This is a genomic window from Microbaculum mangrovi (assembly GCF_051390635.1).
GTDB lineage: Bacteria > Pseudomonadota > Alphaproteobacteria > Rhizobiales > Tepidamorphaceae > Microbaculum.
Genome location: NZ_JBPODT010000002.1, coordinates 688,718 through 714,195, shown reverse-complemented (window position 1 = coordinate 714,195; position 25,478 = coordinate 688,718). Strand labels below are relative to the sequence as shown.

The following is a 25,478-nucleotide window of genomic DNA, read 5'->3' as shown; positions in this document are numbered from 1 at the left end:
CAGCACGACCAGCGGCTTGTTTGCCCATCGGTTGTGCGGTTATGTACATATGCATGTCGCTCGATTGGAACGATCTGCGCTACTTCCTTTCGGTCGCGCGCACCGGGCGCCTGACCGAAGCCTCGCGGCGGCTCGGCACCGACCATGCCACCGTTTCCCGTCGCATCAAGGCACTGGAGGGCGCGCTCGATGCCCGGCTGTTCGAACGCTCTCCGCGCGGATACGCGCTGACGGAGGCCGGCGAGCGCCTGCTTGTCCACGCCGAACGCATGGAGAGTTCGGCCGCGCGCATGCAAAGCGAAATCGCGGGCGAGAACATGACGCTGGGCGGCGCGGTCCGCGTCGGCGCGCCCGACGGTTTCGGCACGGTCTTCCTGGCGCCGCGCATCGGCGCCCTGAACCGGCTCTATCCGGAGCTCGACCTGCAGATCGTCGCCATGCCGCGCGTCTTCAGCCTGTCGAAGCGGGAGGCGGACATCGCGATCGGCCTCGCCCGGCCCACAGAGGGTCGGCTGGTAACACGCAAGCTGACCGACTACCGACTGCACCTCTACGCGTCCCGATCCTATCTCGACGAAAACGACCGGATCGAAAGTCCGGCCGATCTGAGCGACCACGTCGTGATCGGTTATATCCCGGACCTGATCTTCACGCCCGAACTCGATTATCTGCCCCAGGTGTCGTCGCAAATCAAACCCCGGCTCACCAGCTCCAACCTGATCGCGCAGATGCGCGCGGCGCGCGCCGGCGCGGGGCTCTGCATCCTGCCGGACTTCATGGCGATGGAAGACCCGGGCCTTGTCGCGGTCCTGCCCGACGAAATCGACCTTGTCCGCACGTTCTGGCTGATCCTGCATGCCGATCTCCACGATATCGCCCGCGTCCGGGCCGTCGCCGATTTCATCGTCGCGGAAGTGGAGGCCGCGCGGGACCTGTTCATGCCGGACGACTCGCCGGTCCCGTAGTCACCGGAGGCTTTTAAATGCCCGACATCGGAATTTGTCCGGTCGCGCCCGGAAAAGACGTGGAAAAGCCAATTCCTACCGTGACGCGGACCGGGCATCAAAAACCGGGCGCAGTGCGCCAAACAGTCGTTTTGAGCGGGCGCGGGGCCCGTGATAGGTATCCCGTCGGAGACCCGTTCCAGAATTCATTCGCGGAGAATAAATCGATGGCCAAACGCGAGGACACGCAGACAGGCATGGCGGGCGGCGGCGCGCGCGGCAATGTCACGGAGAGCCGCGCGGACACGACGACGCGTGCGATCCGGCCGCGCCGCAACCGGCGTTCGGACTGGGCGCGACGGCTGACTCGCGAGACCGTGCTGACCACCGACGACCTGATCTGGCCGCTCTTCGTGGTCGAGGGAAAGGGCGTGCGCGAGCCGGTCGCCTCTATGCCCGGCGTGGTGCGCTACTCGGTCGACGAAGCGGTAACGGCCGTCGCCGGGGCGGCGAAGCTCGGCATTCCGGCGATCGCGCTGTTTCCCTACACAAACCCGAGCCTGCGCGACGAGCGCGGCTCGGAAGCGATCAATCCGGACAATCTGGTCTGCCAGGCCTGCCGGGCGGTGAAGGACACGGTGCCGGACATCGGCATCGTCACCGATGTCGCCCTCGATCCCTATACCAGCCACGGCCATGACGGCCTGATCGAAGACGGCCGGATCCTCAACGACGCCACGGTCGAGGTGCTTGTCGAACAGGCGCTGACCCAGGCCAGGGCGGGCTGCGATGTCATCGCGCCCTCCGACATGATGGACGGGCGCGTCGGCGCGATCCGCGCGGCGCTGGAGGCCGAAGGCATGGTCGACACGCAGATCATGGCCTACACGGCGAAATACGCCTCCGCCTTCTACGGTCCCTTCCGCGACGCGGTCGGCTCGTCGGGGACGCTGTCGGGCGACAAGCGCACCTACCAGATGGACTACGGCAATTCGGACGAGGCGCTGCGCGAGGCCGAGCTCGACATCGCCGAGGGCGCCGACATGATCATGGTCAAGCCCGGCATGCCCTATCTCGATATCGTGCGGCGCCTGAAGGACACCTTCGCCATGCCGACCTACGCCTATCAGGTGTCGGGCGAGTACGCGATGCTGTGCGCCGCCTTCGAGCGCGGCTGGCTCGACCGCGACAAGTGCGTGATGGAGGCGCTGACCGGCTTCAAACGCGCCGGCGCCGACGGCGTGCTGACCTATTTCGCCCTGGAAGCGGCGCGGAAACTGAACGGCTGAGGCGGCCCTCCCGGCGGTCCACAGTAGTCGGGATCCGACATCGGTTTCCGGCTGGACGTCGGCTGAAGGCGGCTTTACCACGGACGCCATGAGCGCCGAATTGCCGATCACCCTCGAAGACGTCGCGGCGGCCGCGGAAACGATCCGCGGCCACGTGCTTCGCACGCCGCTGGTCGCCGCGCCGCGCCTGTCGGCTATGAGCGGGGCCGAGGTCTTCGTCAAATACGAGAACCTGCAGGTCACCAACGCCTTCAAGGAGCGCGGCGCCCTCAACAAGCTGGCGGCGCTCACGGACGAGGAGCGCGAACGCGGCGTCGTCGCGCTGTCGGCGGGTAACCACGCGCAGGCGCTCGCCTGTCACGCCAGGCGACTCGGCATTCCGGCAACCATCGTCATGCCGCGCACCACGCCCTTCACCAAGATCGCGAGCACCGAGAGCTTCGGCGCGCGGGTCGTGCTGGAGGGCGAGACGGTCGGCGAATGCGGCGCCGTCGTCGATACGCTGATCGCCCGGGAGGGCCTCATTCTCGTCCACCCCTATGACGACCCCCTCGTCATGGCCGGCCAGGGCACCATCGGCCTGGAAATGCTGGAGGACCAGCCGGATCTCGACTGTCTGATCGTGCCGGTCGGCGGCGGCGGGCTCGTGTCCGGAATCGCGGTCGCGGCGACGGCGATGAAGCACGGCATCGAGGTCGTCGGGGTGCAGGCGGCGCAATACGCCTCCATGGCCGCCGCGCTCGCCGGCAAGGAGGTGGCGTGCGGCGGCGACACGCTGGCCGAAGGCATCGCGGTGAAGGCGGTCTCGCGGACGGCGGTCTCCATACTGACCGCGCTCGGCGTGGACGTGCTGGTCGTCGACGAAGCGGCGATCGAACGGGCGATCTACGCCTATCTGGTACGGCTGAAGACGCTTGCCGAAGGCGCCGGCGCGGCCGGTCTCGCCGCGCTGCTGTCGCAGCCGGGACGGTTCAAGGGCCGCAAGGTCGGCCTGGTTCTGAGCGGCGGCAATATCGATCCGCGGCTGCTGTCCGCCATCACCGTCCGGGCACTGGAGCGCGAGGACCGGGTCGTCACCTTCCGCGTCACCGTCCGCGACCGGCCCGGCGAGCTTGGCAAAGTGGCCGACATATTGGGCCGCGAGGGTGCGAACATCCTCGAGGTCTCGCACCAGCGCCTGCTGCTCGACGTGCCGGCGATGCGGGCGTCGACGGACATAACCATAGAAACGCGAGACGGCGACCATGCCGAACGCATCCGCCGGAGGCTCGAAGCCGAAGGCATGACCGTGACGCGGCTGGCGCCGCTGCAGCATCGCGGCTGACACCGAAGACCCAGGCGAATGAAATTGCTTTCGACCGGCCCCGAAGGGGATGTCGTTCCATCAGGAGCGCTATTTACGAAATCACGGGGCCTTGGTTCGCCCTGTCCGCTTCGTCATGATTCGCGGCCTGTCGGCGGCCGCGGGGAGTAAGCGCGCGTATGGAAGATTTCCACATGTGGGTTACGTTCGCGGTGATTCTCGCCGCGATCGTCGCCTACGTGACCGAATGGGTACCCCTGGAGGTGACGGCGGCCGGCGTCGTCGTCGCGTTCCTGTTGATTTTCCAGATATTTCCGTACGTAGGACCCGACGGCACGTCGCTGCTTGGCACGGAGGTGCTGCTGTCCGGCTTCGCCAATCCGGCACTGTTCACGGTCCTGGCCCTGCTCGTCATAGGCCAGGGCCTGTTCCAGACGGGGGCGCTCGACGGCTTCGCCACGCGGGTTTCGCAATGGGGCAACGGGCGGACCGCGGCGACGATGGCGATCGCCCTGATCATGACCGCGGCCCTGAGCGCGTTCATGAACAATACCCCCGTCGTCGTCCTGATGTTGCCGGTTCTCGGCGTGATCGCCCTGCGCGCGCGCCTGTCGCCGAGCAAGGTCATGATCCCGCTGAGCTTCATCTCGATCCTCGGCGGCATGACGACGCTGATCGGCTCGTCCACCAACCTGCTGGTCGCCGGCCTCGCCGAAGATCTCGGTCAGCCGGTCATCGGTTTCTTCGACTTCACGGTGATCGGCCTGCTGTTGGCCCTTGTCGGCGGCGTCTACGTGATCGTGCTGCTGCCGCGCATCCTGCCCGCGCGCGCCACCATGCTGCAGGAGGTCGGCGGCGGACAGGGCAAGCAGTTCATCGCCCAGATTCCGGTCGGCTACAATCATCCCCTCATCGGCTGCAAATCCGTTGCCGGCATGTTCCCGGCCCTGAAGGACATGACGGTGATCATGATCCAGCGTGGCGAGCATCCGTTCCTGGCACCGTTCGAGGACGTGGCCCTGCGGGCAGGCGACGTGATCGTCGTGGCGGCGACGCGCGCGGTGCTGGCGGATGCGCTGACGGGCGCCAAGGCACTGCTGACGGCGGAAGCCGTAAGCTCCCTGGACGGCTCGGAGGACACCGGAGCACCGCCAGTCGACGGCCCGATCACGCTGGCCGAGGCGATCGTCGCGCCCGGTTCGCGGCTCATCGGGCGTACGATCGAACAATCGGCGCTGCGGTCGATGACGGGATGCATCGTGCTCGGAATCCAGCGGCAGAGCCGCATGATCCGCATGCGCATGAGCGATATCCGCCTGGAAGCCGGCGACGCGCTGCTGATCACGGGATCGCGGGCCCAGGTCGAGGGCCTGCGCCTGTCGCGCGACGTGATCCTTCTGGAGTGGTCGACGGCCGAAGTCCCGCTCACCGAACGGGCCGGCCGGGCGCTGGCGATCTTCCTCGCGGTCGTCGGGCTGTCGGCGAGCGGTATCTTGCCGATCTCCATCGCCGCGATCACCGGCGCGCTCGGCATGGTAGCGGCCGGCTGCCTCAATGTCAGGCAGGCCGCACGCGCGTTCGACCGGCGAATCTACCTGCTGATCGGCTCGTCGCTTGCCATGGCGGCCCCTCTGGAGGTCACCGGGGGCGCACGCTTCATCGCCGAAGGGGTCGTTGGTCTGCTCAACGGCCAATCGCCGGCCGCGATACTGTCGGCGCTGTTCCTGCTGATCGCGGTTTTGACCAACCTCCTGTCGAACAACGCGACCGCCGTGCTGTTCACGCCGATCGCCATTTCGACGGCCCAGCAGATCGGCGCCGACCCGTTCCCCTTCATCGTGACGGTTATCCTGGCCGCCAACTGCTCGTTCGCCACCCCGATCGGCTACCAGACGAACCTCCTGGTGATGGCGCCCGGTCACTATCGTTTCGCCGATTTCCTGAAAGTGGGCGTTCCCCTCGTCGTTTTGATCTGGCTCGCTTTCTCGCTGCTCGCGCCGTGGTATTATAATCTCTGAAAAGGGGGACGGACGCAGGGGCGAGCAGAGGCGAAGCGCGACGGGTCTGACAATTGAGCGATTTCGGACGCGAAAATCCACAGTTCTACCTGACGGCGCCGACGGCGTGTCCGTATCTTCCGGGCAAGTACGAGCGCAAGGTCTTCACTCATCTCGTCGGCGAGAAGGCCTCGGCGCTCAACGATATCCTGACCCAGGGCGGGTTTCGCCGCAGTCAGAACATCGCCTATCGGCCAGCCTGCGAGGCCTGCAAGGCCTGCGTGTCCGTTCGCGTCCGGGTCGACGAGTTCCAGCCTTCGAGAACGTTCCGGCGAATCATCCGGCGCAACGCGGATCTCATCGGCGAGGAAATGCCGCCGCAGCCCTCCGCCGACCAGTACGCCCTGTTCCGCGACTATCTCGACTTGCGCCACGCCGAAGGCGGCATGGCCGAGATGTCGGTGCTCGACTACGCGATGATGGTCGAGGACACCCATGTGGAGACGCGGGTCGTCGAATACCGGCGGCGGGGCCCCGATTCGGGCATCAGGGGACGCGGACGCGGGCCGCTGATCGGTGTCGCGCTGACCGACGTGCTCTCCGACGGACTGTCGATGGTCTATTCGTTCTTCGATCCCGACATGACGGACCGCAGCCTCGGCACCTTCATGATCCTCGACCATATCGAGCGGGCGCGAAAGGCCGGGCTGCCCTACGTCTATCTCGGCTACTGGGTGAAGGGGTCATCGAAGATGGGATACAAGATCCGCTTCGCCCCGCAGGAGCACCTGACCGGCACGGGATGGGTGCGCGTCGAAGGCGAGGACGACGTACCGGGCTAGACGGCGCACCTGACAAGCGGTCTGAAACCAAACCGCGGGAGGATCAGGCCGCCGTGGAAACCTTACTGGCGGCCGCAGCCGGGTCCAGCACGATATTGTCGATCAGCCGCGTCTTCCCGATGTAGCCGGCGACGCAGATCGCAACCGGGCGGTCGACTTCGCCGGCGACCGTCTCGAGCGTCTCGGTATCGACGATCTCCAGGTACTGCACCGAATCCATGGCCGATAGCGGCGCCCGGGCGAGGTCCAGCAGCGTGCCCGCGCCGCGCTCGCCCTTGTCGAAAGCGGTCCGCGCGGCGAAGAGCCCCTGGCTGATGCAGCGCGCGCGCGCCCGTTCGTCGGCCGCGAGATAGGCGTTGCGGCTGCTCATCGCGATGCCGTCCCGCTCACGAACGGTGTCGACGGTGACGACCTCCAGCGGCATGTCGAGGTCGCGGGCCATGCGGCGGACGACGGCAACCTGCTGGAAGTCCTTGCGGCCAAAGAAGGCCTTGTCCGGCTGGACCATGTTGAACAGCTTGGCGACGACGGTCGCCACGCCGCGGAAATGGCCCGGCCGGTAGGCGCCGCACAGGGGTTCTGCCAGCGGTCCGGGCTCGACGTAGGTCTGAAACCCTTCCGGATAGATCTCGCCGACATCGGGCATGAAGACAAGGTCGACACCGGCCTCCCGGCAGAGATCGAGGTCGCGGTCGGGATCACGGGGATAGGTCGAAAGATCCTCGTTCGCGCCGAACTGGGTGGGATTGACGAAGATGCTGACCACCGTGACGTCGCAGACCGCAACGCTCTCGCGCACCAGGGTCAGATGCCCCTCGTGCAGATAGCCCATGGTCGGGACAAGGCCGATGCGCCTGCCCGCGCGGCGCGACGCGGCGAGCCGCTGCCGCAGCTCGGCGACGGTGGTCACGGTTTCCATCAGGCCGCTCCCTCTGCCGTCCGCTTTGCCCGCGGCTGCCAATTGGCGACCGTATCGCGCGCGGCCTCCGGCAGGCGATAGGTTTCCGCCTCGCCGGGGAACGCGCCGTCGCGGACGTCGCCGGCCCAACGGCCGAGCGCCTCCTGCAGCACCGAGTAGCCCTCGACATAGGTGCGCACGAACTTCGCGCGATGGCCTTCGAGGAGGCCGAGGATATCGTGAAGGACGAGGACCTGGCCGGAACAGGCCGGACCGGCGCCGATGCCGATGGTCGGGATCTCGAGCGCATCGGTCACCCGGGCGGCGAGTTCGGCGGGAATGCCCTCCAGTACGATCGAGAAGCAGCCGGCCTCCTGCAGGGCGACGGCGTCGTCGAGGATGGCGGTCGCCTGCTCGGCCTCGCGGCCCTGCACCCTGAAGCCGCCCATCCGGTTGACGCTTTGCGGCGTGAGCCCGAGATGGCCCATCACCGGAATCTCGCAGTCGACGAGCGCGCGGACCATGTCGATCCGGCTCGCGCCGCCCTCCAGCTTCACCGCGGCGGCGCCTCGGCGGATGAACTCGCCGGCGTTGCGAACCGTGTCCTCGGCGCCGAGGTGGAAGCTCAGGAACGGCATATCGGCGACGATGAGGGCGCGCGGACTGGTCCGCATCACCGCTTCCAGATGATGGATCATCATCGCCATCGACACGGGTAGCGTGTTCTCGAAGCCGAGACAGACGTTGCCGACGCTGTCGCCGACCAGAATCGCGTCGACGACGGGATCGGCAATGTGCGCGGTGACCGCGTCATAGGCCGTCGTCATGACGATGCGCCGACCTTCGGTCTTGAATCGATGAAGCTGCGGAATTGTAACGCGGGGCGCATCCGCGCCCGGCACCGGTCCACTGACGTGGCTCATAACGACAGAATACTCCTGTACGTGCCCCCAAAACACGTACGCGGACGACGAGGCGCCATCCGCGCCCGCTCGATATATCGAACGCCGCGCACCCACTTCAAGGCGCGAATGCACGCCCGATAGCCGAAACACACGCTTTTTCGGCGACTATCCGCCCAAAACCGCGCGTCCGAACTTGTTGGTCTTCGGGAATCCCTTGGGTGGCAGGCGGCCGGCCTGGGCTCGGGCGCCGCGCCATTCGTCGAGATCCATGACGGTCCAGGTGCGGCCGGAGGAATCGATCCAGCTCAGGCCGTCGGCCAGCGTGAACACCTTGACGTCGGACAGGCCGCCATCCCTGTAGCGCTGCAGGCGAACGCCCTTTCCGCGAGTCATTTCAGGGATTTCGGTCAGCGGGAAGAGAATCAGCTTCCGGTTCTCGCCGATCACCGCGACCATATCGCCGCTCACGGGCACGCAGACACGCGCCTCGTCCGGCGCCTTGACGTTGAGAACCTGCTTGCCCTTGCGGGTATTGGCGACAATCTCGGCCTCTGGCACCACGAACCCGCGCCCGTCGGTCGCCGCGACCAGCAGCCTGCGGGCGGGGTCGTGGACGAAGGCGGCGACGATGTCGTGGTTCTCGCCGACATCGACCATCAGACGCACCGGCTCGCCGTGGCCGCGCCCGCCGGGCAGCTTGTCGGCCCCCAGCGTGAAGAAACGACCGTCGGTGGCGAACAGCAGGATCTTGTCCGTCGTCTGTGCGTGCAGGGCGAACTTCAGCCGGTCGCCGCTCTTGAACTGCAATCCGGCGGTATCGCCCTGATGGCCCTTGAGTGCCCGAATCCAGCCCTTCTCCGACAGGACGACCGTGACCGGCTCCTTCTCGATCAAGGCCTCCTTCAGCTCTTCCAGCGCATCGGCACTGGGCAGAGCGCCGACATCGCCGATCTCGGTTCGCCGCCTGCCAAGCGCGGTGTCCGGCCCGAATGTCTTGCGGACGTCCTTGATCTGCTCGCCGACCGTCGCCCACTGCTTGTCGTCGTCGGCGACGAGATCACGCAGCTCCGCCTGCTCCTTGGACAGGGCCTCGTGCTCGGTGCGGATCTCCATTTCCTCGAGCTTGCGCAACGACCGCAGGCGCATGTTGAGGATGGCTTCCGCCTGGACGTCGGTGAGCTTGAAGGCCCTCATGAGCTCGGTCTTCGGCTCGTCCTCCTCGCGGATGATGCGGATCACCTCGTCGAGGTTCAGGTAGGCGACCAGATAGCCGCCGAGCACCTCGAGGCGGTGGGCGATCTTGGCGAGGCGGTGGTTCGACCGGCGGATCAGTACGTCGCGGCGATGGTTGAGCCACTCGCGAAGAACGTCGGCGAGGCTGTGCACCATCGGCACCCGGCCCGCGCTCAGGACGTTCATGTTGAGCGGGAACCGGTTCTCCAGATCGGTGAGCTTGAACAGCGATTCCATCAGCAGCGCCGGATCGACGGTGCGGCTCTTCGGCTCGAGCACGATGCGGATGTCTTCCGCCGATTCGTCATGGATGTCGGCGAGCAGCGGCAGCTTGCGCGCCGTCAGCAGCTCGGCGATCTTCTCGATCAGCCGGCTCTTGGGCACCAGATACGGGATCTCGGTGACGACCGCGATCCAGGTGCCCCTGCCCTGATCCTCCGTATGCCACTTGGCGCGGACCCGGAACGAGCCGCGGCCGGTGCGATAGCTTTCGACGATGGATTGGTGGCTCTCGACGAGCACGCCGCCGGTCGGGAAATCCGGCCCTTTGACTTTCTTTACAAGGGTTTCGACCGACGCATTGGGAAATTGAATCATATGCAGCGCGGCGTCGCACAGCTCGGCGGCGTTGTGCGGCGGGATCGAGGTGGCCATGCCCACCGCGATGCCCGAGGAGCCGTTGGCCAGCAGGTTCGGGAAGGCACCGGGCAGGACGACCGGCTCGCTTTCCTCGCCGTCGTAGGTCTCGCGGAAATCGACGGCGTCCTCGTCGATGCCGTCGAGCAGAAGCTGGGCGACGGCGGTGAGCCGCGCCTCGGTGTAGCGCATCGCCGCGGCGTTATCGCCGTCGATATTGCCAAAATTGCCCTGCCCCTCGACGAGCGGATAGCGCACCGAGAAATCCTGGGCCAGACGCACCATCGCGTCGTAGATCGCCTGATCGCCGTGGGGGTGGAACTTACCCATGACGTCGCCGACGACGCGGGCGCACTTCTTGAAGCCGGCATTCGGATCAAGCTTCAGAAGCCGCATCGCGAAGAGAAGCCGCCGGTGCACGGGCTTCAGCCCGTCGCGCACATCCGGCAGCGCACGGTGCATGATCGTCGACAGCGCATAGGACAGATAGCGCTCCTCGAGCGCCTGGCGCAGGTCGATCGGCTCGATACCGCTTTCGGGGCCGCCCTCGGTCGGCGGCGGGGGCGTGTTTTTGGCCATGGTTACGAGTTAGCCGAAGCCTTCGAGTCTGGAAAGGAATTCTTCGCGCAGCGGGCGCTATAGTCGCTGTCCGGAGGGGCTTACGTGGCGGCGGATGTGGACGAACGCAGGGGGATGGGCGCAAGGCTGGCGATCCGGCTTCGGAGCATGGACCCGAGCGGCACCTATCTTCGCTTCACAGGCTATACCTGTCTGATCGCCGGACTGGCCGCCGGTGGCGGGCTTGCGCTCGCCAGCCCCATCGCCCCGCCCCGCGACGCCGCTTTCGCCGCGGTTTTCGCGGGTCTTTTCGCGGGTTTTGCCCTGATGTTCGCCCGCCCGGACGCCGAGACCGGATCCTATCGGGCCATTCTGACGATCGGCACGACGGTGGCGGGCTGCACGGCGCTCGGCATCGCGGTCGCGCCCCATCCCGGGCTCGCGCAAGCGCTCGTGATCCCGATCGCATTCTTCGGCTTCTACGTGCGGCGCTGGCCAGAACCGCTTCCCAGCGCCGGATTGCTCGGTACGCTCGGCTACGTGATCGTCCAGGTCCTCGCCGCCCACGTGTCGCAAGGCGTGCTGGCGGCGGGCGTCCCGCCGACGCTGGCGGGTCTGGCGATCGGCTACAGGTTCCTGCCGCGCCGCACGTTCCGCACCGGCCTCGCCCGGGCGACCCAACGGCTTCGCGACGAGATTCCAATGGTGCTGCGGACACATGTACGCGAGGCCGAACAGGCCGGCGCCACAGTCCGCCGCGTCAATGCCCTGCTCGTGGACGCCAATAGCGCGAGGATGCTGGCCGACCAGTTCGATCCCGGTCGCACACAACAGCATCTGCATCTGCTTCACACGGTGGCAATCCTGGCGCGTGTCTGGGAGAACGCCGCCGACAACCTTCAGGAAACGCGCAGAAATGGCAATAAGTTGCCGCAGGCGGTGGTTGCCACGATTGCCGCAGCGGAAGATGCGGTGGCGGCGGCTTTCGAACAGCCTTCGCGCGATGCGGACGCACGCGCAGACGCCACGCTCGGCAGGCTCGAGGCGGCCGTCGGCGAAACGATCGCCTCTGGAGGATCGCCTCCCGATCAGGCGATCTTCGGGCCTTTGAACGTCAAACTGACCTTCTCTCACCTCCTCGAGGCGCGTCGCCAGCTCGACGTCGCGCTCGCGACGGAAATGCCGGAGCCGTCCAAGGGGCCGGCGGCATGACGGGCACCGGCCTTCTACCTAGCACCCGAATTGCGATCCAGGTGGCGGCCGCCGCCCTCCTGGCGATCGTGATCGTTAACGTCATTTCGCTGGAACGGCCATTCTGGGTGGTCCTGACCGCGATCGTCGTCATGGTCGGCACGGTCGGCGAGACGCTGACGAGATCGATAGACCGCGTCGTTGGAACGCTGGTCGGTCTCGTTGCCGGCGTGGTGATCTACTGGGCCGCCGCCCGGGCCGACGTTCCCGGCATCGTGCCCTTGCTGATCTCCGGTCCGGCCATCGTGTTCTTCCGGTTCGCCAGCTACCGTCTGATGGTCGTTGCCCTGACGATCCTGCTCGTCTTCCTGTTCAGGATCGGCGGCGCGAACGACGCGCTGCTGATCGCCCGGCTTGTCGATACGGCGATCGGCGCCGCGATCTCCGCCGTCGTCTCGCTCGCCGTCCTACCGATCCCGACCCGCGGCCCCGCGTTGGATACGGTCCACACCTACGTAGCGGCACTGAAGACGATTGCCCACGAGTCGCTTCAGGCCGTCGCGCAGGGAAAATGGACCACGGCAATCGACGCGCGGGCCGATGCCATCCGCAGCTCGGAGGCCGATCTGCAACGGCTGGCGGAGGCGCTGAGAGCCGAAAGCGCGCTGATCGGCGGAAGCGGGGCGCTCGCCCGCGGCGCGCTTACGGTGCTGCCGGCGCTTCGCGGCCACGTCGATTCACTCGTCCAGGCCTGTGAACCGGCGGCAAGACGCGGGCCGGGCAGCGACCTGGCCGAGCAACTGACGGACATCGCTCGGCTGATTGCCGAGAACTTCGATCGCGTCGAAAAATCCCTGGTTTCCGGACAAACGGATGCAATTCCGCGCCTGGACGAGCCGACCCGCCGGATCGAGCAATTGCTGGCGCCGAAACTGTCGGGCACGCAGGGCGCACGCGACGACGTGATGGTGATGCTCAACGTCGTCCTCGCCGCCCGGCGCCTGAACCGGGGCCTGAGACACGCGATGGAGGTTATGGATCGGTCCTGAGCCGATCAGGCGATCGGCCCCTGCCCCAGCACAACGACCCGCGTGCCAAGCGGCGTGCGGCTATAGAGGTCGATGACGTCCTGGTTGACCATGCGGATGCAGCCGGACGAAACGCTCTTTCCGATCGTCCACGGCTCGAACGTGCCGTGGATGCGGTAAAGCGTGTCCTTCTTGCCCTGATAGAGATACAGGGCCCGCGCGCCAAGCGGGTTCGTCGGGCCACCGGCAACGCCTCGGCCGCTCCGCAGGTCGGTCAGCGTCGGCTCCAGCTCCGGCTGGCGCGCGATCATCTCCTTGGGCGGATACCAGTCCGGCCACTCGCGCTTCGCCTCGATGGTCGCGTCACCGGACCATTCGAAGCCGTCGCGACCGACCCCGACGCCATAGCGCATCGCCATGCCGCCCTCACGCACAGAATAGAGATAGTGGGCATACGGATCGATGACGATCGTGCCGGGAAGCTCGGTGGTCGGATAGGCCACGAGCTTGCGCATGAAGGCGGGATCGAGGTGATAGGGGTCGACCGCGGGAATGGGGAACGGCTCGTTGGGAACCGGCCCGTACATCATCGCGAAGTCGGAACCATAGGGACTGGGTGGCGCCACTTCCGCCGTCGGGGCGGGGGGCGGGTTCGACTGGCAACCGGCCAGGCCGAGCGCGGCGGCGCCGACAACGAAACTGCGACGGGTCAGATCAGACATTTGCGGCCTCAACTTCAAACAATTCATTTACCATGATGACCGCGAAAAGTTTCCGGGCCGTTTCAAGTACTGTCACCCGCGAACGGACATCGTTGCCCGCGAGTTCGCATTTTTCATATCAATCATGGCCGCGCGGTGTTCGAGAAATGAAAATTCCGAGAGGGCCAGGAAGTTCCCGGCTCTGGTGCGGAAAAGCCACACAGCTCAATTCGGTCGGTCCTCAAGCAAACTGCCTAGCAGATTCTCGCCGCCTTGCCGAAATCGTCCGTGCCGGACTTGACGCTACTCTTCGGCGCCGCGCTTCGCGTCCTTGTCGGCGGACGCCAGGCACCGTGCGAGCGAACCGCGGGCGGCCGGCCCGGGCCTGGTCATGTACGAAGGCGCGCGATCAGCCTTTCGCGCTCGGGGGGCATGGCGATGCGGCGCGGCTCGAAGACATGACGTTCCAGGAAATAGCCGGTCAGGGCGAAGCCTTCCAAAACGTCCTCGACAGGCGCATCGGATGCGTCGAGGCGCAGGAAGGCCGGCAGTTTCAGCATACGGTCGGCATAGGGATCCCCAGCCTGCCGGCTAACCGCCCTGCCCGACTTCGGCGAGACATAGACCAGCTCCTGTCGCGCGCCCGTCGCGGCACATTCGGCCAAGTCGAGACCGAAGCCCAGATCGGCGAGCAGGGTCAGCTCGAACCGGACGATCTCGCAAGCGCCGGTACGGGGATCCGACAGAAGCGGCAGCGCCTCGAGGACCCGACTGTAGAGTTCGGGATGGGGGTCGCGTTCGGGCAGAAGCCGGAGATGCGCGGCCAGGGTCGCGAAACCGAACAGCGCCGCCTGGCTTTCCATCAGCGTGGCGGCGCGGGAGATGTCGGGCTCGACGGTATAGGCACCCAAATGCTCGTCGAGGCGCGCCCTCCAGATCGCATGTACCGAATTGCCCGGTTGCAGCACGACCTGGAGCCGGCGTGAGCGGCCGCCGCGGACAAGCCCGAGATGGCGGCCGTGCGCGGCCGTGAACAGCTCGACGATGGCACTCGTCTCGCCGTGCCGCCTCAGGCCCAGAATGATACCCTCGTCGCGCCATTCCATGGCGGGATACTAGCCGAATTCGCGCCGGTTTCGCGGGGATCAGTTCCTGGGAAACTCCAAGCCGAGCTCACGATAGCGCTCGGGGTCGTCGGCCCAGGCTTCACGAACCTTGACGAACAGGAACAGATGGACCGGAACGCCGAGGATTTCGGCGAGGTCCTCGCGCGCCGCGGCGCCGATGTCCTTGATGGTGCGTCCGCCCTTGCCGAGCACGATGGCCTTCTGACTGTCACGGGTAACGTAGATCACCTGCTCGATCCGCACCGAGCCGTCCTTGCGCTCCTCCCACGTCTCCGTTTCCACGTGGGATTCGTAAGGCAATTCCTTGTGGAGGCGGAGATAGAGCTTCTCGCGCGTGATCTCTGCGGCGAGCTGGCGCATCGGGAAGTCGGAAAGTTGGTCTTCCGGGTAATGCCAGGGCCCCTCCGGCATCCGTTCGGAGATCGCGGCGAACAGATCGTCGACGCCGTCGCCGGTCAGCGCCGAGATCAGGAAGGTCTCGTCGAACTGCAGGGCCTCGTTGAAGCCAGCGACGACCTCGAGCAGATTGTCGCGGCGCATCGTGTCGATCTTGTTGAGCGCCAGGAACTTCGGCTGCTTCACATCGGCGAGCCTGGCAAGGATCGCCGCCGCGCCTTCGTCGAGCCCCTTGCGCGCATCGGCGAGAAGCACGACGAGATCGGCATCCGTTGCGCCGGACCACGCCGTCCGGACCATCGCCGTATCGAGACGGCGGCGGGGCGAGAAAATACCCGGCGTGTCGACGAAGACGATCTGCGTGTTCTCTCGCAAGGCAATGCCGCGCACCAGCGTGCGCGTTGTCTGCACCTTGTGGGTGACGATCGATACCTTGGCCCCGACGAGCCGATTGAGCAGGGTCGACTTACCCGCATTCGGCGCGCCGATCAGCGCGACAAACCCGCACCGATGCAGGCCGCCGGCCTCGCCGCCACCCGTCGTCGAAGATCCGCTCTCAGACATCGCCACCTGCCGCCTCCCAGGCGCCCTCCCGTACCAGAACAGCCTCCGCGGCGGCCTGCTCGGCGAAGCGCTTGCTGGTGCCGGTCGCCTCGGCCGGATCCAGTCCCGACAGGCTCACGGAAATCCGGAACAGCGGCGCATGATCCGGGCCCGTCCGTTCCAGCATGCGATAAACCGGCTGACCGAGGCCCTGGGCATGCGCCCATTCCTGCAAGGAGGTCTTGGCGTCCTTCAGGCGCGGCGAAACGTCACGCAACCGACTGGCCCAGTTGCGAGCAATGAAATCCCGCACCGTCTCCATGCCGCCATCGAGATAGATCGCTCCGATCACCGCTTCGCATACGTCGCCAAGGATCGCGTCCTTGCGCCGGCCGCCGGTCTGCGCCTCGCCCTCGCCGAGCCAGATATGCCGGCCGAGCCCGATCTCGCGGGCGACGTCGGCGCAGGTCTCGCGCCGCACCAGGGCGGCGAGCCGCCGAGACAGCTCGCCCTCGTCGGCCTCGGAGAAGATTTCGAACAGAATATCGGCGATCACGAGCCCGAGGACGCGGTCGCCGAGAAACTCGAGTCGCTGATATGTCTCGTGGCTACCGTCGGACACCGCACTGGCGTGGGTCAGCGCCTGCACCAGCAGGTCGTTGTCCCGGAACCGGTACTGGAGGATATCCGCGAGCGCAGCCGTCGTCGGAGCGGCCATCAGCGTACAAGGTCGAAGAAGCGGTCCCACCTGAGGTCGGTCGGCCATTTCCAGACCTCCCAGATGGACGTGTTTTCGTCGATCGAGAAATAGATGACATCGGCGCGGCCGACGAAGTTCTCGAAGGGAACGTAGCCGACGTGGCTCAGGAAGCGGCTGTCGGTGGAATTGTCGCGGTTGTCGCCCATCATGAAGAACTGGCCGGCGGGAACCTTGTAGACCGGCGTGTTGTCGCCGAAGCCGTTATCGCCGAGTTCAAGTACCTGATAGGAAACACCGTTCGGCAGCGTCTCGACGTAGCGGGCGACCCGCGAGGTGCGGCCGTTCGCGTCGGTGGAGACGTAGTCCTCGACCTTCTCGCGCGGCACCGCCTCGCTGTTGATGTACAGGATGCCGTCCTTCACCTGGATCTCGTCGCCCGGCAAGCCGATCACGCGTTTGATGTAATCGGTACTGGTATCGCGGGGCAGCTTGAAAACCACGACGTCGCCGCGGTTCGGCTCGCTTGCCCAGATGCGGCCGGAGAACAGGTTGGGACCGAACGGCAACGAATATCGCGAATAGCCGTAGCTGTATTTCGAAACGAACAGATAGTCGCCGATCAGAAGCGTCGGCATCATCGATCCGGACGGGATATTGAACGGCTGGAACAGAAACGTCCGGACGATCAACGCCAGAATCAGGGCATGGATGACAACGCGGATGGTTTCCCCGAACCCGCCCTGTTCCTTGGACTTCTTATCGGTCATGACACTCATCGATGAAATCTCCGGGGAGCCGGCGCCGGAGGCCTGCCCCGTATAGCGGGTTCATGTTCGCGCCGCAATCAATGCCCGCGAAATGGCGAAAACGCGGCGTGGCCCGGAAGTTCGGGCGACTTATTTCGGTCGCGCCTGCACGGCCGTGATGATGACGATCGCCTGGGCCAGAGGGAAATCGTCGGTGATGGTGAGGTCGATCTGCGCCTCGCAGCCTTCCGGCGTGAGTTCCTCCAGGATGCGCCGCGCCCCTCCGGTGAGCTGCATGGTGGGACGTCCGCTGGGAAGATTCACCACGCCCATGTCGCGCCAGTAGACGCCACGGCGAAACCCCGTTCCCAGCGCCTTCGAGCACGCTTCCTTGGCGGCGAAACGCTTGGCGTAGGAGGCAGCGCGCAGCTTGCGGCGATCGGACTTCTCCTGCTCGATGTCGGTGAATATGCGTTGAACGAACTTGTCGCCCCACCGATCGAGCGATTTCTCGATGCGGCGGATGTCGATCAGATCGTTGCCGAGTCCCAGTATCATCGTATGAACGCGGATATCGCCGGGCCGTCAGCCCTGGCTCACCTGCCGGACGCGGGAGGCGTCCATCAGCGAACGCATGCGGCGGACCGCCGAATCGAGACCGGAGAAGATCGCCTCGCCGATCAGGAAATGACCGATGTTGAGCTCGACCACCTCGGGGATCACGGCGACGCCGCCGACGGTCTCGTAGGTCAGGCCGTGGCCGGCATGGACTTCGAGGCCCACCGAGGCGGCATAGGCGGCGGCCTTGCGGATGCGTTCCAGCTCGCGCTCGCGGCCCGGCCCGTCGCCCGCCAGCGCCAGATCGCAATAGCGCCCGGTATGGATCTCGACCACCTGCGCGCCGAGCGCGGCGGCGGCATCCATCTGCCGTTCCTCCGCCTCGATGAACAGCGACACGCGAATGCCAATGCCGGACAACTCGGAGACGAAACGCTGCAAGTGGTTGTGGCCGCCGGCGGCATCGAGCCCGCCTTCGGTGGTGCGCTCCTCCCGCTTTTCCGGGACGATGCAGGCGGCATGCGGCTTGTGGCGCAGCGCGATTTCCAGCATCTCGTCGGTCGCCGCCATTTCCAGATTGAGCGGACGGTCGATCTCGACGCTCAGGCGCGCGATGTCCTCGTCGGTGATGTGGCGGCGATCCTCGCGCAGGTGCGCGGTGACGCCCTCGGCACCAGCCTCCACGGCAATATGTGCGGCGCGCACCGGATCGGGGTGCCGTCCACCGCGCGCATTGCGGATGGTCGCCACGTGATCGATGTTCACGCCGAGCCGCAGCTGGCCCTTTCCAAAACCCGACATCAGCCTTCACTCCCCAGTGACGTAGGCGCCACCACGTCCTTGCGGGCGGCGTGTTCCTCGAAACGGCGTCGTCGCGCGGCCTGGAACGACCGCACGATGGTGCGCACGAGGAAATAAAAGACGATCCAGGCGATAATACCAAGGGGCACAGCGCCGATAAGCATCGTCGTCAGCACCGGCATCAAGGCATCCCAGGAATGGGCGAACAGACCGAGGCTCATGTCGATCGGAGGATGTCCGGCACCGCTGCCCCCCACGATAAGCAGCCCGGTCCGATAAGACGCCGCCCAGATGAAGGGAAAGGTCAGCGGATTGCCGAGCGCCGTGCCGAGCGCCGAGGCGAGTATGTTTCCACCGGTGACGAAGGCGAGGATCGCAGCCAGGATGAAATGCAGACCGACGAATGGGGTGAAGGAGACCATGGCGCCCGCGGCGAAACCGGCGGCGATGGCGTGCGGCGACGCCGACAGCCGCAAAACCCGCTTTCCGATGTAACGAAACGAGCGGCCCCAGGAGCGCCGAGGCCAGAGAGCGACACGGACGCGTTCCGGAAGCGGGGTCTTGTCTCTACGCTTGAAAAGCATGGCTCGATCTAAATGCCCTCGCCGGGCCACTCAGTCAGGGTGCAGATTACGTTCAAACTACGGTCCGGCCGTTACGATTTCAGAAACCGGCTGCCGGGTTTTGTAACCGGTATTGCAGCCAATTCTGACGGTACTTCGTCATCCGCATAGGATGAAACCTCAAGCGCGACCAGCGAAACCAGCGGCACGCCTACGTCCGCCGTGCCGTTGGAGCGGTCAGCCAGGCAGGCGGCAGCGACACAATGTCCACCCGCAGCAGCGATCGCGGCGATGCATTCGCGCGACGAAAGACCGGTCGTCACCACATCCTCGACCATCAGGACGCGAGCGCCGGGGGCGATATCGAAACCGCGCCGCAACGCGAAGCTTCCATCGACCCGCTCCATGAAAATAGCCGGAACGCCGAGCTGGCGGCCCATCTCGTAGCCGACGACAACGCCCCCCATGGCGGGCGAGACGACCAGATCGAACGGTTCGTCGAAGCGGGCGCGGATCTTGTCGGCGAGCGCGCGGCACAGCCGTTCAGCCCGCCTCGCCTCCATCAGCACGCGGGCGCACTGCAGATAGGCGCCGCTATGGCGGCCGGACGAGAGGACGAAATGCCCCTCCAGAAGGGCGCCTGCGGCGCGGAACTCGTCGAGGACGGTGTCCGTGTTCAAAATCGTCTCCCTGTCCATTCTAGCCGTTCACCCGCTGCACCGAATTGACGGACTTGTTGCCCTTGAGCAGCGAGATGATCGTGTTGAGGTGCTTCAGGTCCCAGACCTCAAGGTCAATGGTCATCTCGTGGAAGTCGGCGGTGCGCGTCGTCATCTTGACATTGTCGATATTGGCATCGTTCTCGGCGATCACCTGGGCCACCTGGGCGAGCGTACCGGGTTCGTTTATCGCACGTACGACGATCTGGGTGGGAAAGCGTTCCGGGCTTTCCTCGTCGATGTCCCAGCGCACATCGAGCCATCGCTCGGGATAGTCGTCGAACGTCTTCAGTTCCGGCGACTGGATCGGATAGATCGTGATGCCCTCGCCCGGCGACATGATGCCGACGATGCGATCGCCCGGGACGGCGCCGCCATTGGCGGCGAATCGCACCGGCAAGTCGCCCTTGATGCCCCGGATCGGAATGGCACCGCTGCGCTCGCCGGTGTCGGGTCCGGGAGATCGGAATTTCAGGCTCATGGCCCGGCGCAGGCCGAACCACCCTTCTTCCTTGCGGCCGTGCGCCGCGCGCTTGGGCCGTTCCTCCTGATAGTCGGGGAAAAGCGCCTTCAGCACGTCGCGCGACGCCAACTCGCCACGCCCCACGGCGGCTAGCACGTCCTCGACATTGTGCTGCGCAAGCCGCGGAAGAACCGCCGCCAGGCGCTCGTCCGAATAGGCCTTTCCGGCGCGGTCGACGGCCCGCATAAGGATCTGGCGGCCGAGCTCGGAATACTGCTTGCGCGAGGCGTCCCGCGTCGCCCGCCGGATCGCGGACCGGGCCTTGCCGGTCACCGCGATGGCCTCCCAGGCCGGCGACGGCGACTGCGCCTTGGAGGTGATGATTTCCACCTCGTCGCCATTATGCAGCTCGCTGATCAAAGGCGACATGCGCCCGTTGATCTTGCACCCGATCGCGGTGTTGCCGATGTCGGTATGGACGGCATAGGCGAAGTCGATGGCGTTGGCGCCACGCGGCAGGGCGATCAGACGACCTTTCGGAGTAAAGCAGAACACCTGGTCCTGGAACAGCTCGAGCTTGGTGTGCTCGAGAAACTCTTCCGGCGTATTGCCCTCCGAAACCATCTCGACAAGACGGCGAAGCCAACGGTAGGCGCCGCTTTCGATCTCGCTGCGGCCGTCGCCGTTGCCGGGTTTGGCGGGCACGCCGTCCTTGTAGAGGGCGTGCGCGGCAATGCCGTATTCCGCGATGTCGTTCATCTCGCGGGTGCGGATCTGCAGTTCGACGCGGCGGTGGCGGGGTCCGATCACGGTCGTGTGGATCGAACGGTAGTCGTTCTGCTTCGGCGTCGAAATGTAGTCCTTGTACCGCCCCGGCACCGTCGGCCACGTCGTGTGGACGATGCCCAGGGTGCGGTAGCAGTCCTCGATCGAGCCGACGATGACGCGGAAGCCGATGATGTCGGAGAGCTGCTCGAAGGAGACGGACTTGCGCTCCATCTTGCGCCATATCGAATATGGCCGCTTCTCGCGTCCGATCACCACGGCCTCGATGCCGCGGTCGGCCAGCTTGATCGTGAGGGCCTGCTCGATTTCGCGGATCGCTTCGCCGTTGGCGTCGCGCATCATCGCCAGCCTGGAGGCGATCATCTCGTAGGCCTGCCGGTTCAGCTGGCGGAAAGCGAGTTCCTCCAGCTCGTCCCGCATCCACTGGATGCCCATGCGCCCGGCCAGCGGCGCATAGATGTCCATGGTCTCCTCGGCGATCCGGTTGCGCTTGGCTTCCGGCACGTGGTCGAGGGTGCGCATGTTGTGCAGGCGGTCGGCCAGCTTGACCAGCAACACCCGCACGTCGCGGGAGATCGCCAGCATGAACTTGCGCAGGTTCTCCGCCTGCTCGAGCGCCTTGGAGACGAGGTCGAGCTTCTTGATCTTGGTGAGCCCGTCGACTAGCTCGCCGATCTCCTCGCCGAACAGCCTGTCGATTTCCGCCCGGGTGGTCTCGGTATCCTCGATGGTGTCGTGCAGAAGCGCGGCGGCGATGGTGGCGTCGTCGAGCTTCAGCTCGGTGAGAATCGCGGCAACTTCGAGAGGATGCGAAAAGTACGGGTCGCCCGAGGCGCGCTTCTGCGTGCCATGCGCCTTCATCGCGTAGACATAGGCGCGGTTGAGCAGGGCCTCGTCGGCGTCGGGGTCGTAGCTAGTGACGCGCTCGACCAGCTCGTATTGGCGCATCATGGCGGCTTACCATGCCACCTCCCGGGGCGATCCCGGGGTGGCCGTCAAATCGGAAACGCGCGGAAGCGCCTCGGAAACGGCCTGTCCGCCGGCCCTGCCTTTACCGGCACGAAAGAACGGCGGACTGTGTTCAGCTATCGTCGGAACCGCGGCCTGGATCACTCACGGTCTTCCGGCGGCGTCAGGCCCTCGAGGCCCTTCAGCAGTTCTTCCTCGGACATCCGGTCGAACTGGATGTCATCGTCCGACTCGCCGCTGGCGGCGACGGCGACCACCGGCACGGTATCGGGCTCGGGCTCGTCGACCTCGACGAATTTCTGCATCGAGTGGATAAGCTCCTCCGTCAGATCGTCCGGCGAGACGGTCTGGTCGGCGATCTCACGCAGGGCCACGACGGGATTCTTGTCGTTGTCCCGATCGATGGTGATCGACGCGCCGTTGGAGATCATGCGGGAGCGATGGCTTGCGAGTAGCACCAGCTCAAAACGGTTATCGACCTTGTCGATGCAATCTTCGACCGTCACGCGGGCCATGACAGGGGTCTCCGGGTCGTTAAAGGGAGGTTTGAGGCCGCATATACGCGTTCCTCGCGATATTGACAAGGCTTAAGCATCAGCCGGCTCCGTGAGAATCGGTGCCATTCGGCGGGTTTAGCCATAATGGGGACAACGCCGGGCAATCACATCTCAGTTATAAGGGCTGCTTGCGAATTCCGCAGTGCACATATACAGCTAATCAGGCGCTGGGGGCGACGGCCAACACCTTATCTTACGGCAATTGCTGCCGCAGATGGGTCCGATTTCAGACGACGAACCGACGTCGAGCACGGCCGTTATTTAGGGCGCATGCATAAGTGGAAGGATTAACAATGAAATTCTACGCGCACGAGCGCATCGCGCTATTCATAGACGGGGCAAACCTGTACGCGACGTCACGCGCGCTCGGATTCGATATCGATTACAAGCGTTTGCTTGGAATATTCGAATCGAAGGGCACCCTCATCAGAGCGTACTACTACACCGCCCTGGCGGAAGATCAGGAATACTCCTCGATCCGCCCGCTGATCGACTGGCTCGACTACAACGGCTTCACGGTCGTCACCAAGCCGATGAAGGAGTTCTACGACGCGACGGGCCGTCGCAAGGTGAAGGGGAACATGGATATCGAACTTGCCGTCGACGCGATGGAGCTCGCCGACAGGGTCGATCACATCGTGCTGTTCTCCGGCGACGGCGATTTCCGCTCGCTCGTCGAGGCGTTGCAGCGAAAGGGCAAGCGGGTCAGCGTCGTTTCGACCATCTCCTCGCAGCCGCCGATGATCGCCGACGAACTGCGCCGTCAGGCCGACGTCTTCGTCGATCTGTCCAGGCTGCAGGCGCAGATCGGCCGCGATCCGACCGAAAAGGCCGAGCGCGCCGCCCGGCGCGAGCAGGCGGTCGCCGAGCGGACGCAGCGCGACACCGGCGACGAATTCGAAGACGACTACGACGAAGATTACGTCGAGTCCTGACCGATTGCCGCCGACGAGCTCCAGATTTGACGTCCGAACCGCCCAGAGACTGCCGCGCATGCCCACGGCTCGCGGATTTTCGCGCCAGTAACCGCACTGCCTATCCCGACTTTTTCAATGCGCCGGTACCGAGCTTCGGGCCGGCGGATGCGTCCTTGTTGGTGGTGGGGCTGGCGCCTGGACTGAAAGGCGCCAACAAGACCGGTCGGCCGTTCACCGGCGACTATGCCGGCGATCTTCTATACGCGACCCTGTCCGAATTCGGATTCGCGCGGGGGAGCTATCGCGCCGATCCCGCTGACGGATTGACGCTCGTGGGCTGCCGGATCACCAACGCGGTGCGGTGCGTGCCGCCGCAAAACAAGCCCGTGGGATCGGAAATCGGCAATTGCCGGCCGTTTCTCAGCGCAACGATCGCCGAAACCGCGGGGCTGAGGGCAATCGTCGCGCTCGGGCGTATCGCGCACGAGTCGGTTCTGTCGGCGCTCGGCGCGCGCCGGGCGGCACATCCGTTCGCCCACGCTGCCAGACACGATCTTGGCCGGCACGATCTCGGATCGCTCGCGCTTTTCGACAGCTATCACTGCTCACGCTACAACACCAACACGGGCCGGCTGACACCGGAGATGTTCAAGGCGGTGTTCGCGGCGGTCCGGGACGAAATCGGCTGAATCGCCCCAGCCTCAGCCGCGGTCTCTCATGACACGCGCCTTTTCACGCTGCCAGTCGCGCTTTTTCTCCGTCTCGCGCTTGTCGTGGGCCTTCTTGCCGCGGGCGAGCGCGATCAGCAGCTTGGCGATACCGCGCTCGTTGAAATAGAGCTTCAGCGGGACGATCGTCATGCCTTCCTTCTGGACGGCACCGATCAGCCGGTTGATCTCGCGGCGATGCAGCAAAAGCTTGCGCGGGCGCTTCGGTTCGTGGCCGAAGCGGTTCGCCGGCCCGTATTCGGGAATGTGGACGTTGAACAGCCACAGATCGCCGCGCATCTCGCCGGCATGGGACTCCGACAGGCTCGCCCTGCCCTCGCGCAGCGATTTGACCTCGCTGCCGGTCAGGATGATACCGGCCTCGACGGTGTCGAGGATTTCATAGTCGAATCGCGCCCGGCGGTTTTCGGCAACGAGCTTGCCCGCCGGCGCCTTCTGCGCCGTCGCCATGTTACAGAACCTTCTTTGCCTCAGGCGTTCAGAATTCCGGCGTGCACCATAGCATCGCGCACTTCCACCTTTGTCGCTTCGCCAACCTCGACAACCGGCAGTCGGACCAGCGGCTTGATCCGGCCGAGCAGCGATATCGCGTACTTCACCGGCGCCGGGCTCGTCTCGATGAACAGGGCCCGGTGCAGCGGCATCAGGCGATCCTGATAGTCGAGCGCGGTGGCGTAGTCGCCCGCCAGGCAGGCGCGCTGGAACTCGGCGCACAGGCGCGGGGCGACGTTCGAAGTCACCGATATGCACCCGACCCCGCCATGGGCATTGAAGGCGAGCGCCGTCGGGTCCTCCCCCGAGAGCTGGATGAAGTCCTTGCCGCACGCCATGCGCTGGAGGCTCGGCCGGCTCAGATTGGCGGTCGCGTCCTTCACGCCGACGATGTTATCGCAATCCCTGAAGAGCCGGGCCATGGTCTCGACGCTCATGTCGACGACACTGCGTCCCGGGATGTTGTAGATGAAGATCGGGATACCGACGGCGTCGTTGATCGCCTTGTAGTGCCGATAGAGGCCTTCCTGGCTCGGCTTGTTGTAGTACGGCGTGACGACCAGGACGGCATCGGCGCCGGCCTGCTCAGCGTGCCTGGCCAGATCAATGGCCTCGGCCGTGTTGTTCGACCCGGCCCCGGCGATGACAGGAACGCGCTTCCGCGCCGCCTCTATGCACAGTTCGACGACCCGCTTGTGCTCTTCGTGGCTCAAAGTCGGCGACTCACCGGTCGTCCCGACCGGGACCAGACCGTTGGTGCCTTCCGTAATTTGCCAGTCGACGAAGTCCTGGAACGCTTTCTCGTCCACCGCCCCGTTCGAGAACGGCGTGATGAGTGCGGTGATCGATCCGGTAAACATGGCTTTGCGTTCCTTCTATCCGGCTGCC

25 protein-coding genes are annotated in these 25,478 nt (G+C 65.4%); 9 read left to right on the top strand and 16 right to left on the bottom strand.

Annotated features, from left to right (window positions below; all coding sequences use genetic code 11):
- Window positions 1-53 precede the first annotated feature (53 nt).
- The 5 genes from ACSF9G_RS09785 to ACSF9G_RS09765 all read left to right on the top strand — a co-directional run bounded on the left by ACSF9G_RS09785 (window position 54) and on the right by ACSF9G_RS09765 (window position 6,375).
- Window positions 54-965, top strand: a complete 912-nt coding sequence (locus ACSF9G_RS09785; RefSeq protein ID WP_436640985.1) for a LysR family transcriptional regulator — start codon at window positions 54-56, stop codon at window positions 963-965.
- Window positions 966-1,171: 206 nt separating this feature from the next.
- Entirely contained in the window at window positions 1,172-2,233 is a 1,062-nt protein-coding gene (hemB, locus tag ACSF9G_RS09780) for a porphobilinogen synthase (protein ID WP_436640983.1), read from the top strand.
- 88 nt (window positions 2,234-2,321) lie between these two features.
- Entirely contained in the window at window positions 2,322-3,557 is a 1,236-nt protein-coding gene (locus ACSF9G_RS09775) for a threonine ammonia-lyase (RefSeq protein WP_436640981.1), read from the top strand.
- Between the two features lie 173 nt (window positions 3,558-3,730).
- On the top strand, window positions 3,731-5,554 hold the full coding sequence (locus tag ACSF9G_RS09770; protein WP_436640979.1) for an SLC13 family permease: 1,824 nt from the start codon (window positions 3,731-3,733) through the stop codon (window positions 5,552-5,554).
- A gap of 53 nt (window positions 5,555-5,607) precedes the next feature.
- Entirely contained in the window at window positions 5,608-6,375 is a 768-nt protein-coding gene (locus tag ACSF9G_RS09765; protein WP_436640977.1) for an arginyltransferase, read from the top strand.
- Window positions 6,376-6,418: 43 nt separating this feature from the next.
- On the opposite strand, the gene panC is transcribed toward ACSF9G_RS09765, so the two are convergent.
- The 3 genes from panC to parC form a co-directional block, all read right to left on the bottom strand.
- Window positions 6,419-7,294 (bottom strand): pantoate--beta-alanine ligase, encoded by an 876-nt coding sequence (gene panC, locus ACSF9G_RS09760; protein ID WP_436640975.1) that lies wholly within the window; start codon window positions 7,292-7,294, stop codon window positions 6,419-6,421.
- Window positions 7,294-8,196 carry a 3-methyl-2-oxobutanoate hydroxymethyltransferase gene (gene panB / locus ACSF9G_RS09755; protein WP_436640973.1) on the bottom strand — a complete coding sequence of 301 codons (903 nt, stop codon included), beginning with the start codon at window positions 8,194-8,196 and terminating at the stop codon, window positions 7,294-7,296. Before panB ends, panC begins: the two co-directional genes overlap by 1 nt.
- A 147-nt stretch (window positions 8,197-8,343) precedes the next feature.
- Entirely contained in the window at window positions 8,344-10,626 is a 2,283-nt protein-coding gene (gene parC / locus ACSF9G_RS09750; RefSeq protein WP_436640971.1) for a DNA topoisomerase IV subunit A, read from the bottom strand.
- Window positions 10,627-10,710: 84 nt separating this feature from the next.
- Here parC and ACSF9G_RS09745 point away from each other — a divergent pair, with 84 nt between their 5' ends.
- Together ACSF9G_RS09745 and ACSF9G_RS09740 are read left to right on the top strand one after the other, a co-directional pair.
- Window positions 10,711-11,817 carry a hypothetical protein gene (locus ACSF9G_RS09745; protein WP_436640969.1) on the top strand — a complete coding sequence of 369 codons (1,107 nt, stop codon included), beginning with the start codon at window positions 10,711-10,713 and terminating at the stop codon, window positions 11,815-11,817.
- Window positions 11,814-12,845 carry an FUSC family protein gene (locus ACSF9G_RS09740; RefSeq protein WP_436640967.1) on the top strand — a complete coding sequence of 344 codons (1,032 nt, stop codon included), beginning with the start codon at window positions 11,814-11,816 and terminating at the stop codon, window positions 12,843-12,845. The genes ACSF9G_RS09745 and ACSF9G_RS09740 overlap by 4 nt, the downstream gene beginning before the upstream one ends.
- Window positions 12,846-12,850: 5 nt before the next feature.
- Here ACSF9G_RS09740 and ACSF9G_RS09735 read toward each other — a convergent pair whose 3' ends face one another.
- The 11 genes from ACSF9G_RS09735 to rpoZ form a co-directional block, all read right to left on the bottom strand.
- Complete coding sequence (locus tag ACSF9G_RS09735; RefSeq protein WP_436640965.1) at window positions 12,851-13,546, bottom strand: L,D-transpeptidase; 696 nt, start codon at window positions 13,544-13,546, stop codon at window positions 12,851-12,853.
- A 368-nt stretch (window positions 13,547-13,914) separates the two neighbouring features.
- Entirely contained in the window at window positions 13,915-14,631 is a 717-nt protein-coding gene (recO, locus tag ACSF9G_RS09730) for a DNA repair protein RecO (protein ID WP_436640963.1), read from the bottom strand.
- A 39-nt stretch (window positions 14,632-14,670) separates the two neighbouring features.
- Window positions 14,671-15,612: a GTPase Era gene (gene era / locus ACSF9G_RS09725; RefSeq protein ID WP_436642102.1), complete on the bottom strand. Its 942-nt coding sequence runs from the start codon at window positions 15,610-15,612 to the stop codon at window positions 14,671-14,673.
- Entirely contained in the window at window positions 15,605-16,309 is a 705-nt protein-coding gene (gene rnc / locus ACSF9G_RS09720) for a ribonuclease III (RefSeq protein WP_436640961.1), read from the bottom strand. The genes era and rnc overlap by 8 nt, the downstream gene beginning before the upstream one ends.
- Complete coding sequence (gene lepB, locus ACSF9G_RS09715; protein ID WP_436640959.1) at window positions 16,309-17,067, bottom strand: signal peptidase I; 759 nt, start codon at window positions 17,065-17,067, stop codon at window positions 16,309-16,311. Before lepB ends, rnc begins: the two co-directional genes overlap by 1 nt.
- A 120-nt stretch (window positions 17,068-17,187) precedes the next feature.
- Window positions 17,188-17,595, bottom strand: a complete 408-nt coding sequence (gene acpS, locus ACSF9G_RS09710; RefSeq protein WP_436640957.1) for a holo-ACP synthase — start codon at window positions 17,593-17,595, stop codon at window positions 17,188-17,190.
- 27 nt (window positions 17,596-17,622) lie between these two features.
- A complete protein-coding gene (locus ACSF9G_RS09705; RefSeq protein ID WP_436640955.1) occupies window positions 17,623-18,396 on the bottom strand; it encodes a pyridoxine 5'-phosphate synthase in 774 nt (257 codons plus the stop codon).
- A complete protein-coding gene (locus ACSF9G_RS09700; protein WP_436640953.1) occupies window positions 18,396-18,980 on the bottom strand; it encodes a DUF2062 domain-containing protein in 585 nt (194 codons plus the stop codon). Before ACSF9G_RS09700 ends, ACSF9G_RS09705 begins: the two co-directional genes overlap by 1 nt.
- A gap of 71 nt (window positions 18,981-19,051) precedes the next feature.
- Window positions 19,052-19,639 (bottom strand): orotate phosphoribosyltransferase, encoded by a 588-nt coding sequence (gene pyrE, locus ACSF9G_RS09695; protein WP_436640951.1) that lies wholly within the window; start codon window positions 19,637-19,639, stop codon window positions 19,052-19,054.
- 19 nt (window positions 19,640-19,658) lie between these two features.
- Window positions 19,659-21,878, bottom strand: coding sequence for a RelA/SpoT family protein (locus ACSF9G_RS09690; RefSeq protein ID WP_436640949.1), 2,220 nt, complete (start codon window positions 21,876-21,878; stop codon window positions 19,659-19,661).
- A gap of 158 nt (window positions 21,879-22,036) precedes the next feature.
- On the bottom strand, window positions 22,037-22,411 hold the full coding sequence (gene rpoZ, locus ACSF9G_RS09685) for a DNA-directed RNA polymerase subunit omega (protein WP_436640947.1): 375 nt from the start codon (window positions 22,409-22,411) through the stop codon (window positions 22,037-22,039).
- A 335-nt stretch (window positions 22,412-22,746) separates the two neighbouring features.
- Between rpoZ and ACSF9G_RS09680 the strand changes: the two genes are divergently transcribed.
- Window positions 22,747-23,388: a LabA-like NYN domain-containing protein gene (locus ACSF9G_RS09680; protein WP_436640945.1), complete on the top strand. Its 642-nt coding sequence runs from the start codon at window positions 22,747-22,749 to the stop codon at window positions 23,386-23,388.
- A 26-nt stretch (window positions 23,389-23,414) separates the two neighbouring features.
- Entirely contained in the window at window positions 23,415-24,059 is a 645-nt protein-coding gene (locus ACSF9G_RS09675) for a uracil-DNA glycosylase (protein WP_436640943.1), read from the top strand.
- A gap of 12 nt (window positions 24,060-24,071) precedes the next feature.
- On the opposite strand, the gene smpB is transcribed toward ACSF9G_RS09675, so the two are convergent.
- Entirely contained in the window at window positions 24,072-24,548 is a 477-nt protein-coding gene (smpB, locus tag ACSF9G_RS09670; protein ID WP_436640941.1) for an SsrA-binding protein SmpB, read from the bottom strand.
- Between the two features lie 20 nt (window positions 24,549-24,568).
- Window positions 24,569-25,450, bottom strand: coding sequence for a 4-hydroxy-tetrahydrodipicolinate synthase (dapA, locus tag ACSF9G_RS09665; RefSeq protein WP_436640939.1), 882 nt, complete (start codon window positions 25,448-25,450; stop codon window positions 24,569-24,571).
- Window positions 25,451-25,478: the final 28 nt, after the last annotated feature.

Excerpts from the sequence above, each read along its gene's own strand:
- ACSF9G_RS09770 (WP_436640979.1), top strand. The coding sequence starts at position 3,731 with ATGTGGGTTACGTTCGCGGTGATTCTCGCCGCGATCGTCGCCTACGTG.
- rpoZ (WP_436640947.1), bottom strand. The coding sequence starts at position 22,411 with ATGGCCCGCGTGACGGTCGAAGATTGCATCGACAAGGTCGATAACCGT.
- ACSF9G_RS09680 (WP_436640945.1), top strand. The coding sequence starts at position 22,747 with ATGAAATTCTACGCGCACGAGCGCATCGCGCTATTCATAGACGGGGCA.
- ACSF9G_RS09700 (WP_436640953.1), bottom strand. The coding sequence starts at position 18,980 with ATGCTTTTCAAGCGTAGAGACAAGACCCCGCTTCCGGAACGCGTCCGT.
- parC (WP_436640971.1), bottom strand. The coding sequence starts at position 10,626 with ATGGCCAAAAACACGCCCCCGCCGCCGACCGAGGGCGGCCCCGAAAGC.
- era (WP_436642102.1), bottom strand. The coding sequence starts at position 15,612 with ATGTCTGAGAGCGGATCTTCGACGACGGGTGGCGGCGAGGCCGGCGGC.
- recO (WP_436640963.1), bottom strand. The coding sequence starts at position 14,631 with ATGGAATGGCGCGACGAGGGTATCATTCTGGGCCTGAGGCGGCACGGC.
- ACSF9G_RS09785 (WP_436640985.1), top strand. The coding sequence starts at position 54 with ATGTCGCTCGATTGGAACGATCTGCGCTACTTCCTTTCGGTCGCGCGC.
- dapA (WP_436640939.1), bottom strand. The coding sequence starts at position 25,450 with ATGTTTACCGGATCGATCACCGCACTCATCACGCCGTTCTCGAACGGG.
- panB (WP_436640973.1), bottom strand. The coding sequence starts at position 8,196 with ATGAGCCACGTCAGTGGACCGGTGCCGGGCGCGGATGCGCCCCGCGTT.
- ACSF9G_RS09775 (WP_436640981.1), top strand. The coding sequence starts at position 2,322 with ATGAGCGCCGAATTGCCGATCACCCTCGAAGACGTCGCGGCGGCCGCG.
- ACSF9G_RS09690 (WP_436640949.1), bottom strand. The coding sequence starts at position 21,878 with ATGATGCGCCAATACGAGCTGGTCGAGCGCGTCACTAGCTACGACCCC.
- rnc (WP_436640961.1), bottom strand. The coding sequence starts at position 16,309 with ATGGCCGCTCCGACGACGGCTGCGCTCGCGGATATCCTCCAGTACCGG.
- panC (WP_436640975.1), bottom strand. The coding sequence starts at position 7,294 with ATGGAAACCGTGACCACCGTCGCCGAGCTGCGGCAGCGGCTCGCCGCG.
- ACSF9G_RS09740 (WP_436640967.1), top strand. The coding sequence starts at position 11,814 with ATGACGGGCACCGGCCTTCTACCTAGCACCCGAATTGCGATCCAGGTG.
- lepB (WP_436640959.1), bottom strand. The coding sequence starts at position 17,067 with ATGAGTGTCATGACCGATAAGAAGTCCAAGGAACAGGGCGGGTTCGGG.
- smpB (WP_436640941.1), bottom strand. The coding sequence starts at position 24,548 with ATGGCGACGGCGCAGAAGGCGCCGGCGGGCAAGCTCGTTGCCGAAAAC.
- ACSF9G_RS09705 (WP_436640955.1), bottom strand. The coding sequence starts at position 18,396 with ATGTCGGGTTTTGGAAAGGGCCAGCTGCGGCTCGGCGTGAACATCGAT.
- hemB (WP_436640983.1), top strand. The coding sequence starts at position 1,172 with ATGGCCAAACGCGAGGACACGCAGACAGGCATGGCGGGCGGCGGCGCG.
- ACSF9G_RS09735 (WP_436640965.1), bottom strand. The coding sequence starts at position 13,546 with ATGTCTGATCTGACCCGTCGCAGTTTCGTTGTCGGCGCCGCCGCGCTC.
- acpS (WP_436640957.1), bottom strand. The coding sequence starts at position 17,595 with ATGATACTGGGACTCGGCAACGATCTGATCGACATCCGCCGCATCGAG.